Origin of the sequence: Streptomyces sp. NPDC002888, from assembly GCF_042888465.1 — a bacterium.
In the GTDB taxonomy this organism is placed as follows: Bacteria; Actinomycetota; Actinomycetes; order Streptomycetales; family Streptomycetaceae; genus Streptomyces.
This window is the reverse complement of sequence record NZ_JBIAPU010000052.1, coordinates 1-13,856: the sequence shown is the minus strand read 5'-3', so window position 1 is coordinate 13,856 and position 13,856 is coordinate 1. Positions and strand designations below refer to the sequence as shown.

Annotated in this window: 16 protein-coding genes and 1 pseudogene; 11 read left to right on the top strand and 6 right to left on the bottom strand. The window is 70.6% G+C overall.

Annotation, left to right across the window (positions count from 1 at the left end; genetic code table 11):
* Positions 1-283: 283 nt before the first annotated feature.
* The 3 genes from ACFYWX_RS46530 to ACFYWX_RS46520 all read left to right on the top strand — a co-directional run bounded on the left by ACFYWX_RS46530 (position 284) and on the right by ACFYWX_RS46520 (position 3,819).
* Positions 284-1,690, top strand: a complete 1,407-nt coding sequence (locus ACFYWX_RS46530) for a family 2B encapsulin nanocompartment shell protein (protein ID WP_389431600.1) — start codon at positions 284-286, stop codon at positions 1,688-1,690.
* A 112-nt stretch (positions 1,691-1,802) separates the two neighbouring features.
* Positions 1,803-2,936: a family 2 encapsulin nanocompartment cargo protein polyprenyl transferase gene (locus ACFYWX_RS46525; protein ID WP_389431599.1), complete on the top strand. Its 1,134-nt coding sequence runs from the start codon at positions 1,803-1,805 to the stop codon at positions 2,934-2,936.
* A gap of 283 nt (positions 2,937-3,219) precedes the next feature.
* Positions 3,220-3,819 (top strand): GNAT family N-acetyltransferase, encoded by a 600-nt coding sequence (locus ACFYWX_RS46520; protein WP_389431598.1) that lies wholly within the window; start codon positions 3,220-3,222, stop codon positions 3,817-3,819.
* 81 nt (positions 3,820-3,900) lie between these two features.
* On the opposite strand, the gene ACFYWX_RS46515 is transcribed toward ACFYWX_RS46520, so the two are convergent.
* On the bottom strand, positions 3,901-4,491 hold the full coding sequence (locus ACFYWX_RS46515) for a TetR/AcrR family transcriptional regulator (RefSeq protein ID WP_389431621.1): 591 nt from the start codon (positions 4,489-4,491) through the stop codon (positions 3,901-3,903).
* Positions 4,492-4,599: 108 nt separating this feature from the next.
* Between ACFYWX_RS46515 and ACFYWX_RS46510 the strand changes: the two genes are divergently transcribed.
* From ACFYWX_RS46510 to ACFYWX_RS46500, 3 genes are read left to right on the top strand one after another with little or no spacing between them, the layout of a single operon-like run.
* Complete coding sequence (locus ACFYWX_RS46510; RefSeq protein ID WP_389431597.1) at positions 4,600-5,184, top strand: dihydrofolate reductase family protein; 585 nt, start codon at positions 4,600-4,602, stop codon at positions 5,182-5,184.
* Positions 5,185-5,210: 26 nt separating this feature from the next.
* Complete coding sequence (locus ACFYWX_RS46505) at positions 5,211-5,417, top strand: hypothetical protein (RefSeq protein WP_389431596.1); 207 nt, start codon at positions 5,211-5,213, stop codon at positions 5,415-5,417.
* Positions 5,418-5,462: 45 nt separating this feature from the next.
* Positions 5,463-5,660, top strand: coding sequence for a hypothetical protein (locus ACFYWX_RS46500; protein ID WP_389431595.1), 198 nt, complete (start codon positions 5,463-5,465; stop codon positions 5,658-5,660).
* Between the two features lie 87 nt (positions 5,661-5,747).
* Here ACFYWX_RS46500 and ACFYWX_RS46495 read toward each other — a convergent pair whose 3' ends face one another.
* From ACFYWX_RS46495 to ACFYWX_RS46485, 3 genes are all read right to left on the bottom strand, one after another.
* A complete protein-coding gene (locus ACFYWX_RS46495) occupies positions 5,748-6,509 on the bottom strand; it encodes a VOC family protein (RefSeq protein ID WP_389431594.1) in 762 nt (253 codons plus the stop codon).
* Positions 6,510-6,552: 43 nt separating this feature from the next.
* Positions 6,553-6,969, bottom strand: a complete 417-nt coding sequence (locus tag ACFYWX_RS46490; protein ID WP_389431593.1) for a VOC family protein — start codon at positions 6,967-6,969, stop codon at positions 6,553-6,555.
* A gap of 184 nt (positions 6,970-7,153) precedes the next feature.
* Entirely contained in the window at positions 7,154-7,546 is a 393-nt protein-coding gene (locus tag ACFYWX_RS46485; RefSeq protein ID WP_389431592.1) for a helix-turn-helix transcriptional regulator, read from the bottom strand.
* 102 nt (positions 7,547-7,648) lie between these two features.
* Here ACFYWX_RS46485 and ACFYWX_RS46480 point away from each other — a divergent pair, with 102 nt between their 5' ends.
* From ACFYWX_RS46480 to ACFYWX_RS46470, 3 genes are all read left to right on the top strand, one after another.
* Complete coding sequence (locus ACFYWX_RS46480; RefSeq protein ID WP_389431591.1) at positions 7,649-8,803, top strand: anion permease; 1,155 nt, start codon at positions 7,649-7,651, stop codon at positions 8,801-8,803.
* Between the two features lie 19 nt (positions 8,804-8,822).
* Positions 8,823-9,056: a hypothetical protein gene (locus ACFYWX_RS46475; protein WP_389431590.1), complete on the top strand. Its 234-nt coding sequence runs from the start codon at positions 8,823-8,825 to the stop codon at positions 9,054-9,056.
* Positions 9,057-9,159: 103 nt separating this feature from the next.
* Positions 9,160-9,978 carry a class I SAM-dependent methyltransferase gene (locus ACFYWX_RS46470; RefSeq protein WP_389431589.1) on the top strand — a complete coding sequence of 273 codons (819 nt, stop codon included), beginning with the start codon at positions 9,160-9,162 and terminating at the stop codon, positions 9,976-9,978.
* A gap of 124 nt (positions 9,979-10,102) precedes the next feature.
* On the opposite strand, the gene sodN is transcribed toward ACFYWX_RS46470, so the two are convergent.
* Positions 10,103-10,498: a superoxide dismutase, Ni gene (gene sodN / locus ACFYWX_RS46465; RefSeq protein WP_389431588.1), complete on the bottom strand. Its 396-nt coding sequence runs from the start codon at positions 10,496-10,498 to the stop codon at positions 10,103-10,105.
* Here sodN and sodX point away from each other — a divergent pair.
* Positions 10,410-10,943: pseudogene (sodX, locus tag ACFYWX_RS46460) on the top strand (nickel-type superoxide dismutase maturation protease); the annotation flags it as partial. The gene sodN and the pseudogene sodX sit on opposite strands and share 89 nt — an antisense overlap.
* A gap of 38 nt (positions 10,944-10,981) precedes the next feature.
* Here sodX and ACFYWX_RS46455 read toward each other — a convergent pair.
* The gene (locus ACFYWX_RS46455) at positions 10,982-11,638 is read right to left on the bottom strand and encodes a CGNR zinc finger domain-containing protein (protein ID WP_389431587.1); all 657 of its coding nucleotides are present in this window, start codon (positions 11,636-11,638) and stop codon (positions 10,982-10,984) included.
* Positions 11,639-11,738: 100 nt separating this feature from the next.
* Between ACFYWX_RS46455 and ACFYWX_RS46450 the strand changes: the two genes are divergently transcribed.
* Positions 11,739-12,509 (top strand): class I SAM-dependent methyltransferase, encoded by a 771-nt coding sequence (locus ACFYWX_RS46450; RefSeq protein WP_389431586.1) that lies wholly within the window; start codon positions 11,739-11,741, stop codon positions 12,507-12,509.
* Positions 12,510-13,856 lie beyond the last annotated feature (1,347 nt).

The following is a 13,856-nucleotide window of genomic DNA, read 5'->3' as shown; positions in this document are numbered from 1 at the left end:
CAGCCGCCGGTCGCGGCCGCCTCGTACCGCATGTTTCTACCGAAACCGGACGTTCCGAGTCACCATCATTCGCACGGTGTGCGAGCGGATCAGGACAATTCCGTAATCTCACCTTTAGGTGGGCGAGAGCTGAGCGGAAGCCCTCTCTCTGCCCCGTTGCCCGATGATCCATTCCCGCTCTTTCGGGTAATAGCACCGGCACGCTCCGTGATGGAAGGCTTGCTCGCGAGATCAGTGCCCGGCGCAGATCGGCGCCGGTGCATCACTTGGAGGGCAATTCTCTATGTCGGTAGGCGAAGAGGTCCGCACGGATCAGGGCAAGCCGCAGCAGAGCCTTGGCACGGCGGCAGCGCGGAACCTGGCCACCACCACCAAGTCCGCACCGCAGATGCAGGAGATCAGCTCCCGCTGGCTGCTGCGGGTACTGCCCTGGGCGAACGTGCAGGGCGGCACGTACCGGGTGAACCGCCGCCTGACCTACGCCGTCGGCGACGGCCGCATCACGTTCGTCAAGACCGGCGACCGCGTCGAGGTCATCCCCGCCGAACTGGGCGAACTGCCCGCGCTGCGCAGCTACGAGGACGAGGAGGTGCTGTCGGAGCTCGCCCAGCGCTGCCGGCAGCGGGAGTTCGCCCCGGGCGAGGTGATCGCCTCCTTCGGCAGCCAGGCCGACGAGGTGTTCCTGCTCGCGCACGGAAGGGTCGAGAAGATCGGCACCGGACCCTACGGTGACGACGCCGTCCTGGGGGTGCTCGCCGACGGCGCCTACTTGGGCGACCAGGCACTGCTCGACCCCGACGCCATCTGGGAGTACACCGCCCGCGCGGACACCGCCTGCACGGTGCTGGTCCTGTCCCGCCAGGACGTCGACCAGGTCGCGGAGCGCGCCGACACCCTGAGCGAGCACCTCCAGCGGCTGCGGGCCATCCCCGAGCAGCGCACCAACAAGTTCGGCGAGAAGGAGGTCGACCTCGCCGCGGGCCACTCCGGCGAGCCGGACATTCCGCACACGTACGTGGACTACGACGCCCGGCCGCGTGAGTACGAACTGAGCATCGCCCAGACCGTGCTGCGCATCCACACGCGCGTGGCCGACCTCTACAACCAGCCCATGAACCAGACCGAACAGCAGCTGCGGCTGACGGTGGAGGCGCTGAAGGAGCGCCAGGAGCACGAGCTCATCAACAACCGCGAGTTCGGGCTGCTCCACAACTGCGAGTACGACCAGCGCATCCAGCCGCACGACGGCGTGCCCAGCCCGGACGACATGGACGAGCTGCTCAGCAGGCGGCGCGGGACGAAGTTGTTCCTCGCCCATCCGCGGGCGATCTCCGCGTTCGGCCGCGAGCTCAACAAACGCGGACTCGTCCCCGAGACCATCGATGTGGGCGGAAACCGCATCCCGACCTGGCGCGGCGTCCCGATCTACCCGTGCAACAAGATCCCGGTCACCGCGGCCCGGACCAGCTCCATCATCGCGATGCGTCTCGGCGAGGAAGACCAGGGCGTCATCGGCCTGCGTCAGGCCGGCATCCCGGACGAGATCGAGCCGAGCCTGTCCGTGCGGTTCATGGGCATCAACGAGCAGGCGATCATCAAGTACCTGGTGACGGCCTACTACTCGGCCGCGGTGCTCGTGCCCGACGCGCTCGGCGTCCTGGAGAACGTCGAGATCGGTCGCTGGCAGTGACCTTTCCGCCGCGCACGCCGTGTCCCCGCACGTCCGGGCGGGGACACCCCGCGAGGAAGCGCCCAGCCGGAGCCAAGACGCCGCCGTCCGCGGTCCTGCCGAGGGGGGCCTCATGGCCGAGTTCCTGACGGACCCGGCTCGGCCGTCGGTGGCCGGGCGCACCGAGACGCTCGAAAGGCGGAAGCCCATCGGGTCCCAGAAGGACAACCGGCCGGGGCCGCCCGACGGGCACGAGGCAGCGGTGATCCTGGAGCGCGCGCGGGCGTCGGTCGACCCCGAACTGCGCGCGGCGGTCGACTCGCTGCCCGGCTCGATGCGGCGGATCGCGCTGTACCACTTCGGCTGGGAGCACGCGGACGGCACCCCGGCGGCCGGGCACGCCGGCAAGGCGATCCGCCCCGCGCTCGTCCTCGCCGCAGCCGCGGCCCTCGGCGGACCGACGGCCCGGTCGACGGCCGTACGGGCGGCCACGGCGGTGGAACTGGTCCACAACTTCACGCTGCTGCACGACGACGTGATGGACCGCGACACCACCCGCCGGCACCGCGCCACCGCGTGGACCGTGTTCGGCGAGGCCGACGCGATCCTCGCCGGTGACGCCCTCCAGGCGCTCGCGCTCAGGCTGCTGGCCGAGGACCCGCACCCGGCGTCCACGGCGGCCGCCGCCCGGCTCGCGGACTGCGTCGTCGAGCTCTGCGCAGGCCAGCACGCGGACACCGCCCTGGAGCGGCGCCCACCCGCCGAGGTCACCCTCGACGAGGCGCTCGCCATGGCGGAGGCAAAGACCGGTGCGCTGCTCGGCTGCGCCTGCGCCCTCGGCGCGCTGTACGCGGGCGCGCCGGCCGACGACGTCGACGCCCTCGACGCGTTCGGCCGCGAGGCCGGGCTCGCCTTCCAGCTCATCGACGACGTCATCGGCATATGGGGCGACCCGAGCCGCACCGGCAAGCCGGCCGGCGCGGACCTCGCCGCCCGCAAGAAGTCCCTGCCGGTGGTCGCCGCGCTCTCCTCCGGCACCCCGGCGGCAGCCGAACTCGCCGAGCTGTACGGGGTGCCGTACGAGGAGGGCGAGCTGGAGCGCACCACGCTGGCCGTCGAGCGGGCGGGTGGCCGCGACTGGGCGCAGGGCCAGGCGGCCGACCGCATGGCCCGCGCGATGGACGAGCTGTCCCGTGCGATCCCCGACCCGGAGGAGGCGGGCGGGCTGCTGGCCCTGGCGGAGTTCGTGACGCGGCGCAGCAACTGAGTTCGAGCTCCGTCGCGGTCACTGAGGAAGCGGGCCGACGCCGGCCGGACGAGAGGACCGGCCGGTGCCGGCCGACCGAGCCCCGGGGCCATCCGGGCCGCGCGGCTCCTGACCCCGCGCGGTCGCCGGTGGCCCCGGTACGGCGGGTCCCGCACATCCCCACGGTGTGCGGGGCCCGTCCTCGCGACAGAGGGCGGGATCAGCCCTCGCGGCCGTCTGCCGACCCCTTCCCGATAGGCTCAACTCCCGTACGGTCCATGGTGATTGAGCGAAGGGGCGGAACATGGGCGTGGCGATCCGGGCGGCGGGCGAGGGCGATCGTGAGCTGGTCGTGCGGTTGCTGGACGAGGCCTTCCGGGACGACCCGGTGAGCGCCTGGGTGTTCCCCGGTGAGGAGCAGCGCCGGACGTTCCACCCCCGGCTCATGGCCGCCTTCACCGACATCGTGTTCGCCGAGGGCCGCATCGACCTCACCGAGGACGGTGCAGCGTGCGCGCTGTGGCTGGACGTACCGGCCGGAGGAGAGGAAGAACATGCCGACGACGACGGCCCCGCCCAGGTGCGCGAGGCCGTCGAGCCGGCGAACGAACGCGTCGAGACGGTCGGCCGGCTCACGGCTGGGATACACCCCTCGGACCGCGCCCACGCCTACCTGTGGATGATCGGCGTGGCATCGGAGCGCCAGGGCGAGGGGCTGGGCACCGCGCTCATCTCACACGTCCTCGACCGCTGCGACCGCGAGGGGCTGCCCGCCTACCTGGAGGCGAGCAACGCCCGCAGCCGCGCCCTGTACGAGCGGCTCGGGTTCGAGTTCACCGGCCGCGTGCTGGACCTCCCGGACGGCCCGGGGATGTGGCCGATGTGGCGCGAGCCGAGGGGTTGAGCAGCGCGCGGGGTCAACTCGGCTGAGCCGCACCGGGGCCGGCCCCGCTGAGCCGCCCCGGGCTACCGACCCGGCGCCCCGCTACCCCTCCGGCACGATCGTCGCCGCGATCCGTTCCACCAGCCCCTCTGGCACGCTCACGCCGGGCAGGGCGCCGTCCAGTACGTCCGGCAGGGTCAGGTGTTCCAGGAGCAGGCCGAGCATCGCCAGGTAGAGCACGGTGACGGTCTCGTCCCCGCCGGGCAGTCGGGCGCTCCGGTGGAACTCCATGGCTTCCTCGAGGTCCCCGCGCACCGACTTGGTGAACGACGCGCGCAGTTCCGGGCGCCGGGTCGCCTCCAGGCGCATCTCCATCAGGGCCAGATAGCCGGTGCGGTCCCGGGTCGCGCGAGCCATCAGGTCGTGCATGAACGCCGTGACCAGCGAGCGGTCCCGCGGCTGCGCCAGCAGCCGGCCGATCACCTCGGGATCGGGCGCGAGCCGGGTGTGCAGCCAGGTGTCGATCTGACGCAGCAGGTCGTCGCGGTTGGTGAAGTAGTTGGACGCGGTGCCCACGGGCACCCCGGCCGCGGCGTCCACCGCGCGGAACGTCAGCCCGCGGGCCCCCTCGCGTGCGAGCACCTCGACCCCCGCGTCGACGAGGGCGGCGCGGCGCTCCGGGTTGCCAGCCATGCGGAATCCCTTCTCCCACTTGATCTGTTCCAAGGAAACCCCTTGCAACCACTACAGTCGAAGTACTACAACTGAAGTTGTTCACACAGCCTACGGAAAGAGACCGGCTTGCGAAAGCTCACGTACTACATCGCCTGCTCGCTCGACGGCTTCATCGGGGACCCGGACGGCGACGCGTCGGCCATGTTCGCCTTCGTCGACGGGGAGTTCCTCGAATTCCTCAAGACGGAGTACCCGGACACCGTGTTCACCCAAGGGCGCACCCAGCTCGGCATCGACGACCTGCCGAACAAGCGGTTCGACACCCTCATCCAGGGCCGGGGCAGCTACGACCTGGCCCTCAAGGAGGGCATCACTCGCCCCTACGCCCACCTGCGCGAGTACGTCGCCTCGCGCACCCTGGGCGAATCGCCCGACGCGCAGGTCGAGATCATCGCGGACGATTTGGTCGACAAGGTGCGCGCACTGAAGGCCGAGGACGGCGAGTTCGGTATCTACCTGTGCGGCGGCTCGCAGATCGCGGGCGCGCTGCTCGACGAGATCGACGAGCTGGTCATCAAGACGTACCCGATCGCGTACGGCACGGGCATGCCGATGTTCGGCTCGGACTTCGCCGTCACGGAGTTCACCCTCGACGAGGTGCGCGCCTTCGACAACGGCGTCCTGGTGCGGACGTACACCAGGAAGCGCTGAGCCCGCTCGCGTCCTACCCTGAGGACATGGACAGCGAACGAAACGTCTGTCCCGTCTGCGGACAGCCCGTCGACACGGTCGTCCGGCGGTACAAGACGCTGGGCGCCTGGGTCCCGAAGTGGGTCGCCGGCCCCTGCCGGAACCCCCAGTGCGACACGCACGTGGTGGAGGGCGCCGAGCCCGAGGAACGGCCTGCGCAGGAACAGCAGCACACGGTGGCGCCCGGGGACTAACGTGGCCTCGAACTGCCGTCAGGTGGGTGGGCCGAAGGAGCTGGAGTGACAGGAGCGGGGGGACGCCGCCGGTGGTGGCGCTGGGCCGTTGTCGGGTGGGCGGTGACCATCGCCGTCGGGGGCGGGCTGACACTGTGGCTGCGGGACGCGGCCGAGCCGCCGGGGCCGTACGTCTGGGAGCAGCAGGACCCGAGCGATGCGCCGGCCCCGCTGCTGCGGCAGGACGTCACGGACCGCCCCTGACCCCCGAGACGGGACGGCACCGTCATGCGGGCCCTGTGCGTGTGGGTCGAGGCCCACCAGGGGATGTCGTCTGCCAGCGCCCCGGCGCTAGCGGACGCCGCCCGTCCGCCGCGGCAGCCCGCCCGTCACCGGGTCGCGGCCCGTCAGGCAGTACGTGCCGCCGGCCGGGTCCCGCATGACCGTCCAGTGCCGTTCTCGGGCGACCAGGCTCGCGCCCAGGCGTTCGTGCTGGGCCCGGGTGGCCTCGATGTCCGCGCACGCCAGGTCGAGGTGGGCGGAGACGGGGCGTTCCTCGTCGAGGCGCTGGAGGAGGATGCGGATCGGCAGCCCGGGCGGCGGAGCGACCACGTGAAACTCGGGGAGCGAGCCGGGCAGGGACTCCCAGCCGGGCATCAGCGCACTCCAGAAAGCGACTTCGGCGGCGTAGAGGGACGGCGGTACGTCGATGCACACCTGGTCCAGCCGGCTGCGGCGCACCACCGGAGGCCGGACCGACTCCCCGTGCCACCACGGGCCCACGCAGAACAGCTGCCCGGCGGGCGAGGCCAGGACCGCCCACCGCCCGTGATCGGCCACGAGTTCGGCGTCCAGCTCCAGCGCCTCCCGCACGAACTCCGGTACGTGGTCCACCGCGAAGTCGAGATGCGCGCCGCCCTCGCCCGCCATGACCCCCTGGACCTTCACACAGGCGTCGGCGCCGGCCGGCACGAGGGTGACGAACTCCTGCCGGTCGCCGCGCAGCCGGGACAGTCGCGTGTTCGTGACCGCCGACCAGAACGCGCAGGCACGGTCGAAGAGTTGCAGGGGCCGGTCGATGAAGGCATGGGTCCACAGGATGGGTTGGGGCATGGGGACGATCGTAGGGCGGCGACGGGTCCGCCCGACGCGCGCGTCACCCGCCCGGCCGCTCCATGAACCGCAGCACGTTGCCGGCCGGGTCCCGGAACGCGCAGTCGCGCACCCCGTACGGCTGGTCCGTCGGATGCTGCAGCACCTCACCGCCCGACTCCTCGACCCGGGCGAAGAGCGCGTCGCAGTCGGTGGTGGTGAAGATGACGCCGCGGAGCACGCCCTTGGCCAGCAGCTCGGCCATCGCCTGCCGGTCGGCGGGGGAGAAGTCCGGGCTGGCGGCCGGGGGCTCCAGAACGATCTCCACGTCCGGTTGCAGCGGAGAGGCGACGGTCACCCAGCGCATCCCCTCGAAACCGACGTCGTTGCGGACCTCCAGGCCCAGAACGTCACAGTAGAAGTGCAGCGCCTTGTCATGATCGTCGACGGCGATGAAGCACTGGTGGAGTTTCAGGTCCATGCCGCGAGCCTAGGACCTGTCTGACAATTCCCGTCTGCCTCGCGACGCCATGCACGCCCTCTCGCCGCACCGGGCGCAGACCCAAGTACGTCCAGTACGAGGGTCTACGCCCGGCACGCCGAGAGCACGCACCTGACGCCGCGAGGCCGCCCTCCGGGCGACGACGGGAATTGTCAGACAGGCCCTAGGACCGTTTCGGGCGGGTGTACGTCCGAGCCACGCACGGCGGGATCACCGCACCGGCCTCGTGCGACCGGGCCCGGTAGGCGCTCGGCGTCTCGCCGACCAGCTCCGTGAAGCGGGAGCTGAAGGAGCCGAGGGAGGTGCAGCCGACCGCGAGGCACACCTCCGTCACCGTCAGGTCGCCGCGGCGCAGCAGGGCTTTGGCGCGTTCGACGCGGCGGGTCATCAGGTAGGCGTAGGGCGTCTCGCCGTAGGCGCGGCGGAAGCTGCGCTGGAAGTGGCCGGGTGACATCAGCGCGGTGCGGGCCAGTGCGGGGACGTCCAAGGGTTCGGCGTACTCGCGGTCGATCCGGTCCCGTGCCCGGCGCAGCCGGACCAGTTCCTCGATGTTCACCACATCAGGGTCGCACGGTCTCCACCGACTGCGCGCGGGGTTCTGGAACAGCTTTTGCCCTCAGTTCGCCGGGCATTGGTCTGCGCCTGTTCGCATAGGGGAATGGATCACATCACGCTCCTTGTGGCGGTGGTCATCGTCACGGCGCTGGCCTTCGACTTCACCAACGGATTCCACGACACGGCGAACGCGATGGCGACGTCCATCGCCACCGGCGCGCTGAAACCCAGAACAGCGGTGCTGGTGAGCGGAGTTCTCAACGTAGTCGGCGCCTTTTTGTCCACCGAGGTCGCCAAGACGATCTCCGGCGGCATCGTGGACGACGCCCTCGTCACCCCGGGGATGATCTTCGCGGGGCTCGTCGGGGCGATTCTGTGGAATTTGCTGACGTGGCTGGTGGGACTGCCGTCGAGTTCGTCGCACGCGTTGTTCGGCGGGCTGATCGGGGCGGTCTGGGTCGGCGCGGGCTCGCACGGCGTGCACTTCGACAAGGTGGTCGAGAAGGTGCTGATCCCCGCCGTGGCCTCGCCGCTGGTGGCGGGCGTGGCGGCGCTCATCGCGACGTACCTCGCCTACCGGCTCACGGCCCGTGCCCGCGAGAAGTCCGTGACCAAGGGCTTCCGGGCCGGGCAGATCGCCTCGGCCTCACTGGTCTCGCTGGCGCACGGCACGAACGACGCGCAGAAGACCATGGGCGTCATCACCCTGACCCTGATCTCGGCGGGCGCGCTGGGCCACGATGCCGGACCGCCGGTGTGGGTGATCGCGTCGGCCGGTCTCGCCATCGGCCTCGGCACCTACCTGGGCGGCTGGCGGATCATCCGCACCATGGGCAAGGGCTTGACCGAGATCCAGTCCCCGCAGGGTTTCGCCGCCGAGACGGCCTCCACGACCGTCATCCTCACGTCCGCCCACCTCGGCTTCGCCCTGTCCACCACCCAGGTCGCCTCCGGCAGCATCCTCGGCGCGGGACTCGGCCGACGGCTCGCCGAGGTGCGCTGGGGCGTCGCCGGCCGCATGGTGATCGCCTGGCTGGTCACACTGCCCGCGGCCGCGCTGGCCGGCGGGGTCGCGGCGAGCGCGGTGACGCACGGCGGGAACACCGGCACGGTGGTCGTCGCCCTGGTCGGCGTCGCCGTCGCCACGGGCATCGTCGCCGCCTCGCGCTGCAACCCCGTGAGCGCGCACAACGTCAACGACGCCCACGAGGTCACCATCCGCACCGCCGCACCGGCCCACGTCGGTACGGCCGCCTGAGCTCCGGGGAGTACTCGTCATGCAACTCGACTGGACCGCACTCGGCCAGGTCGCCGCGGTGAGCCTCGGCGTCACCGTCGCCGTGGTCGTCGTCTTCACCTTCGGCGTGCTCGGCCTCGGCCGCCTGGAGGACGCCCGCGCTTCGGGCACCGGCACGTCGGCGCCGGGGCTCGCGCAGGCCGGCCTGTGCTTCGTCGCCGGCGCGGCGGTGGTGGCGTACGGGATCTGGCTGATCGTGCCGCAGTTCCACTGAGGACCCCGGTCGCGGGTGGCCGCCCCCCGCCGCGCGTCGCTACGCTCGGCCCCCAGCCGTCCTCGCGGCCTCAAGGGCCGCCCGCCCCGCGGGAGTTGCCGACGTGCCTGAACACTCCACCGCCCACGACGCGGCCGTCACCGACCGGGACCGGCTCGTGGGGAGCGCCTACGGCAGCGACCGGGACCTGGCCGCCCGGCAGGCGCTCTACCGCTGGCAGACGCCCCCGTACGACCTTCCCGGGCTGGTCGCCGAGCAGTTGAGGGAGGTGCGGGGGCGGGTGGTGGACGTCGGGTGCGGCAACGGGATGTTCCTGCGGCGGCTGCGCCAGGACCGGCCCGAACCGACCGTGCTGGGGCTCGACCTGTCTCACGGCATGCTCGCGGGTGTCCCGGGCCCGGTCGCCGTCGCGGACGTCACGCGGTTGCCGTTGGCGACGGCGAGCGTCGGCGGGGCCATGGCGCTGCACATGCTCTACCACGTGCCCGACATCCCGGGGGCGGTCCGGGAGTTGGCCCGGGTCGTTGCGGACGACGGTCTGCTGCTCGTGTCGACCAACGGCGAGCGGGACAAGGCCGAACTCGACGAACTGTGGCGGCGGGCCGCCGGTGACGTCCTCGGCGTCGAACACGGCCCGGTGCGCCTGTCGCTCACCGCCCGCTTCACGCTGGAGACGGCCCCGGCTTTCCTGGGCGAGGAGTTCGGCCGCGTGCAGACGATCGAACTGCCCGGCACCATCACCCTCCGCGACCCGGAACCGGCCGTGGCACACCTGGCCTCCCACCGGGCCTGGGCGGACCAGTACGGCGTCCCGTTCGAGGCGACCGTCGAGCGTGCCCGGGTCCTTCTCACCGAGCACATCGCCCGCACGGGGGCGTTCGAGATCAACTCCCGGGCCGGGATCCTGGTCTGCCGTCGTTGAGTTCCCGCACAAGACGACCGCACCCGGCCCCCGAGAGACGCCGTGTTCGGCGGCCTGGGGACCGGGTGCGGCCAGGGAGACGCTGCAACCTGAATAATCGCAGGTCAGAAGGCATGAGTCTGGATCAGGCCTTCTTGGTCTCCCAGAAGATCTTGTCGATCTCGGCGATGAGCTGGAGAGCCTTCTCGCCCGTGTTCGGGTCCGTCGAGCCCTTGGCGGCCGACAGGGCCTTCAGGGTGTCGTTGACGAGCTGGTGAAGCTGGGGGTACTTCTCGAAGTGCGGGGGCTTGAAGTAGTCGCTCCAGAGCACCGAGACGTGGTGCTTCGCGAGCTCGGCACGCTGCTCCTTGATGACGGTGGCACGCGCCTGGAAGTGCGGGTCGTCGTTGGCGGCCATCTTTTCCTGGACGGCCTTCACCGACTCCGCCTCGATGCGGGCCTGGGCCGGGTCGTACACACCGCAGGGCAGGTCGCAGTGTGCGCTGACCTTGACCTTGGGGGCAAACAGGCGGGAAAGCATGGAGCATTCCTTCCTCGTGATCGTCTTCTCAGGTGGGACATTACTCCCTGGGAGACGGGTTTTCGCGAGTGCCCCCATGGGCTTAGGACAAAAGTCCGGGGTCAGACTGGGACTGGTGGAGGAACGGACCGGGGAGGTGCCGGGGATGCCGGAGCTGTCGCAGGAGACCGAGCGGGGCAGGGCGCTGCCGCCCTTCGGGCTGGCCGAGGTGACCGGGCCGTCCATGGTGCCCACGCTGTACCACGGGGACCAGCTGGTGGTGCGGTACGGCGCCCGGATCAGGCCCGGGGACGTGGTCGTCCTGCGCCATCCCTTCCAGCAGGACCTGCTCGTCGTCAAGCGTGCCACCGAGCGGCGCGACGGCGGCTGGTGGGTGCTCGGGGACAACGCCTACGCCGGTGGTGACAGCACCGACTACGGGACCGTGCCCGACGAGCTGATCCTGGGCAGGGTCCGCTTCCGGTTCCGGCCGCCGGGGCCTGCTCAGCGCTCTCCGTTCGCGCTGGTGCGCTGGGCGCTGTCGGCGGCCAGGCCCGTGCGCGCCGGCCGCTCGGCCCGCGCGGGCCGTTCCGAGCGGTCGGCCTCCTGGCGCTTGCGGGCGCGGTAGGCGGCCACGTTGGCGCGGGTGGCGCAGCGGTCGGAGCAGTAGCGCCGGGAGCGGTTGGTCGAGGTGTCGAGGTAGGCGTTGCGGCAGGGGGCGGCCTCGCACAGGCCCAGGCGGTCGACGCCGTACTCCGTCAGGTGGAACGCCAGGCCCATCGCGGCGATGGCGGTGTAGCCGGCGGTGACGTTGGACGGGTGGTCGGCCAGGTGCATGTGCCACAGCGGGCGGCCGTCGTCGTCGCGGAAGTCGTGCCCGGAGATCTGCGGGCTCACCGGGAACTCCAGCAGCAGGGAGTTCAGCAGGTCCACCGCGAGCGTCTCGTCGCCGCCATCGGCGGCCTCGAAGACCGCGCGCAGCCGGGCCCGCACCGAACGGAACCGTGTCACATCGGCTTCCGAGGCGCGGCGTGCGCTCTGCTGGCTGGGGCCGAAGAGGTCGCGGACCGCGTCGACCGAGGTGAGCGTGTCTTTGCCGCGCAACGGCTCCTCGCTGTTCACGAGCCGTACGGCATAGTCCGAGTAATAGGCCAGTTCCACTTGTAGTCCTTACGGCGGCACTCTATGGTCGTGGATGCGGTCGGGTAACAGCCGGTCGTGCTTCCAGGGTATTACGCGACCTATCTGATGGAGGGTTCCGATGACGGACGCGCACATGACCACGACCGGCGCCGACTGGCCGGCCTGGCAGGAGAGCTGGGACCGGCAGCAGGAGTGGTACATGCCGGACCGCGAGGAACGCTTCCGGATCATGCTCGACATGGTCGAGGCGCTGGTCGGTACCGCCCCGCGCATCCTCGATCTCGCCTGCGGCACCGGCAGCATCTCGGCCCGGGTCTTCGCCCGGTTCCCGGAGGCCACCAGCACCGGCGTCGACCTCGACCCGGCGCTCCTCGCCATCGCCGAGGGCACCTTCGCGGGTGACGAGCGCGTCTCGTTCGTCACCGCCGACCTCAAGGACCCCGACTGGCCGGCGAAGCTGCCGTACGACTCGTACGACGCCGTCCTGACGGCCACGGCCCTGCACTGGCTGCACAGCGAACCCCTCGCGGCCCTCTACGGTCAGGTCGCGGAGCTCGTCCGCGACGGCGGTGTCTTCATGAACGCGGACCACATGATCGACGAGACGACCCCCAGGATCAACGCGGCCGAGCGCGCACAGCGGCACGCGCGCATGGAACAAGCCAAGCGGGACGGCGCCCTCGACTGGGCCGAGTGGTGGCAGCTCGCCTCCAAGGACCCCGTCCTCGCCGAACCCACGGCCCGGCGCTACGAGATCTACGGCGAGCACGCCGACGGCGACATGCCGTCCGCGGCCTGGCACGCGCGCGTGCTGCGCGAGAAGGGGTTCGACGAGGTACGGCCGGTGTGGTGCTCGCCGGCGGACACGTTGTTGCTGGCGTTGAAGTAGGGCCGACGGCGTGTCGTGGCGCCGGTGCGAACGCGTTCTCTCGCGAAGGGACTTGCTCGTCGGTCGGGGAGTGACGGGGGTGCGGCTCTGACGGAGCCGCAACGCGGTGGCGAGGGCGTTGAGTTCGTCCACTCGCAGCACACGGGCCGCTGCGAGGAAAACGCCGAGCAGGACCAGGCCACCCGAGGCGAGGACGGGACGACGAAAGATCCGGCGGCGCCGCTGCTGGTATTCCGGGGTGTGGGGTCAATGCGCGGTGGCATTTTTTCGCCCAAAGACGGGGTCCGCGGGGTGCGAAATATCGAACCCCCCTGGCGGAAAGCCTCGTCAGGGTGTGGCCAAAATATTCTTGACGTTCTCGGTGTCGCTACCTAATCTCCTGGGTGGATCAGATGACGGGTTCACGACATGTGACCCCGCTGCCACTCGGGAATGACCACCCCGGGGTGGAATCGCGCGCAAGAGGGGAATGTTTTTGCAAAAGGGAATTACCAGGGCATTGATTCCTGCCCTGCTTGTCGCGGGGGCCGCTCTTCCGCTGGCGACCGCCACTCCGGCCAGCGCGGACCCGCCTTGTGCCGAGGATGTCTACGGCAGGAACATCAGTGGGTCCGAGTACCAGATCACTGTCACGCTCAACCGGTGCGACCGCCCGACGCGGGCCATCATGAAGTGCTCGTATCCGTTTGGTAGCGGCATCTCCCGAGGCGACTCGGTCATCCGGGGCACCAGTAGGACGTTGTGCTCGCGCAACACCATTCCTGTCGGTGCAGGCTGGGAGGTCTACTACGGGGGTTCGTGGCACCAGCGCTGGGAGTGAACCACCCGATACTGGAAAAGTTGAATTGGCATGCTCAGAACATCGGGGTTGACCATCCCCTGAGTGTGCCTCACGAAGGGGGAAGTGTGCGTAGCAAGATACTTGGCGCCTTGGCGCCGGCCGTTCTCGTCGCGGCGGCAGTTGTTCCGTTGGCTGCCAGCCCGGCCGCTGCGGACCCGGCGTGTGCCATGGATGTCTATCCGGAGAAGACGGGGGAATACACGTTCAAAGTCACCGTCACTCTCAATCGGTGTAATCGCCCGACGCGTGCGCTGATCAAGTGCGCCGTCCCCTTCGGCGGCGGAATATCCAGGGGTAATACCGTCACCAGGGGCACGAGTAACACGCTCTGCTCACGCCAAAGTGTCCCCGGCGACACCGGGTGGGAGGTCTACTACAGCGGTTCGTGGCACGCCCGCTGGATGTAGCGAGGTGTGAACACAGGAGGTGGGGGGGGGGGGGGGGGGGGGGGGGCGCGGCCGGGGGCGGGGCGGGCGGGGGGGGGGGCGGGGAAGGCTGTCAGGATG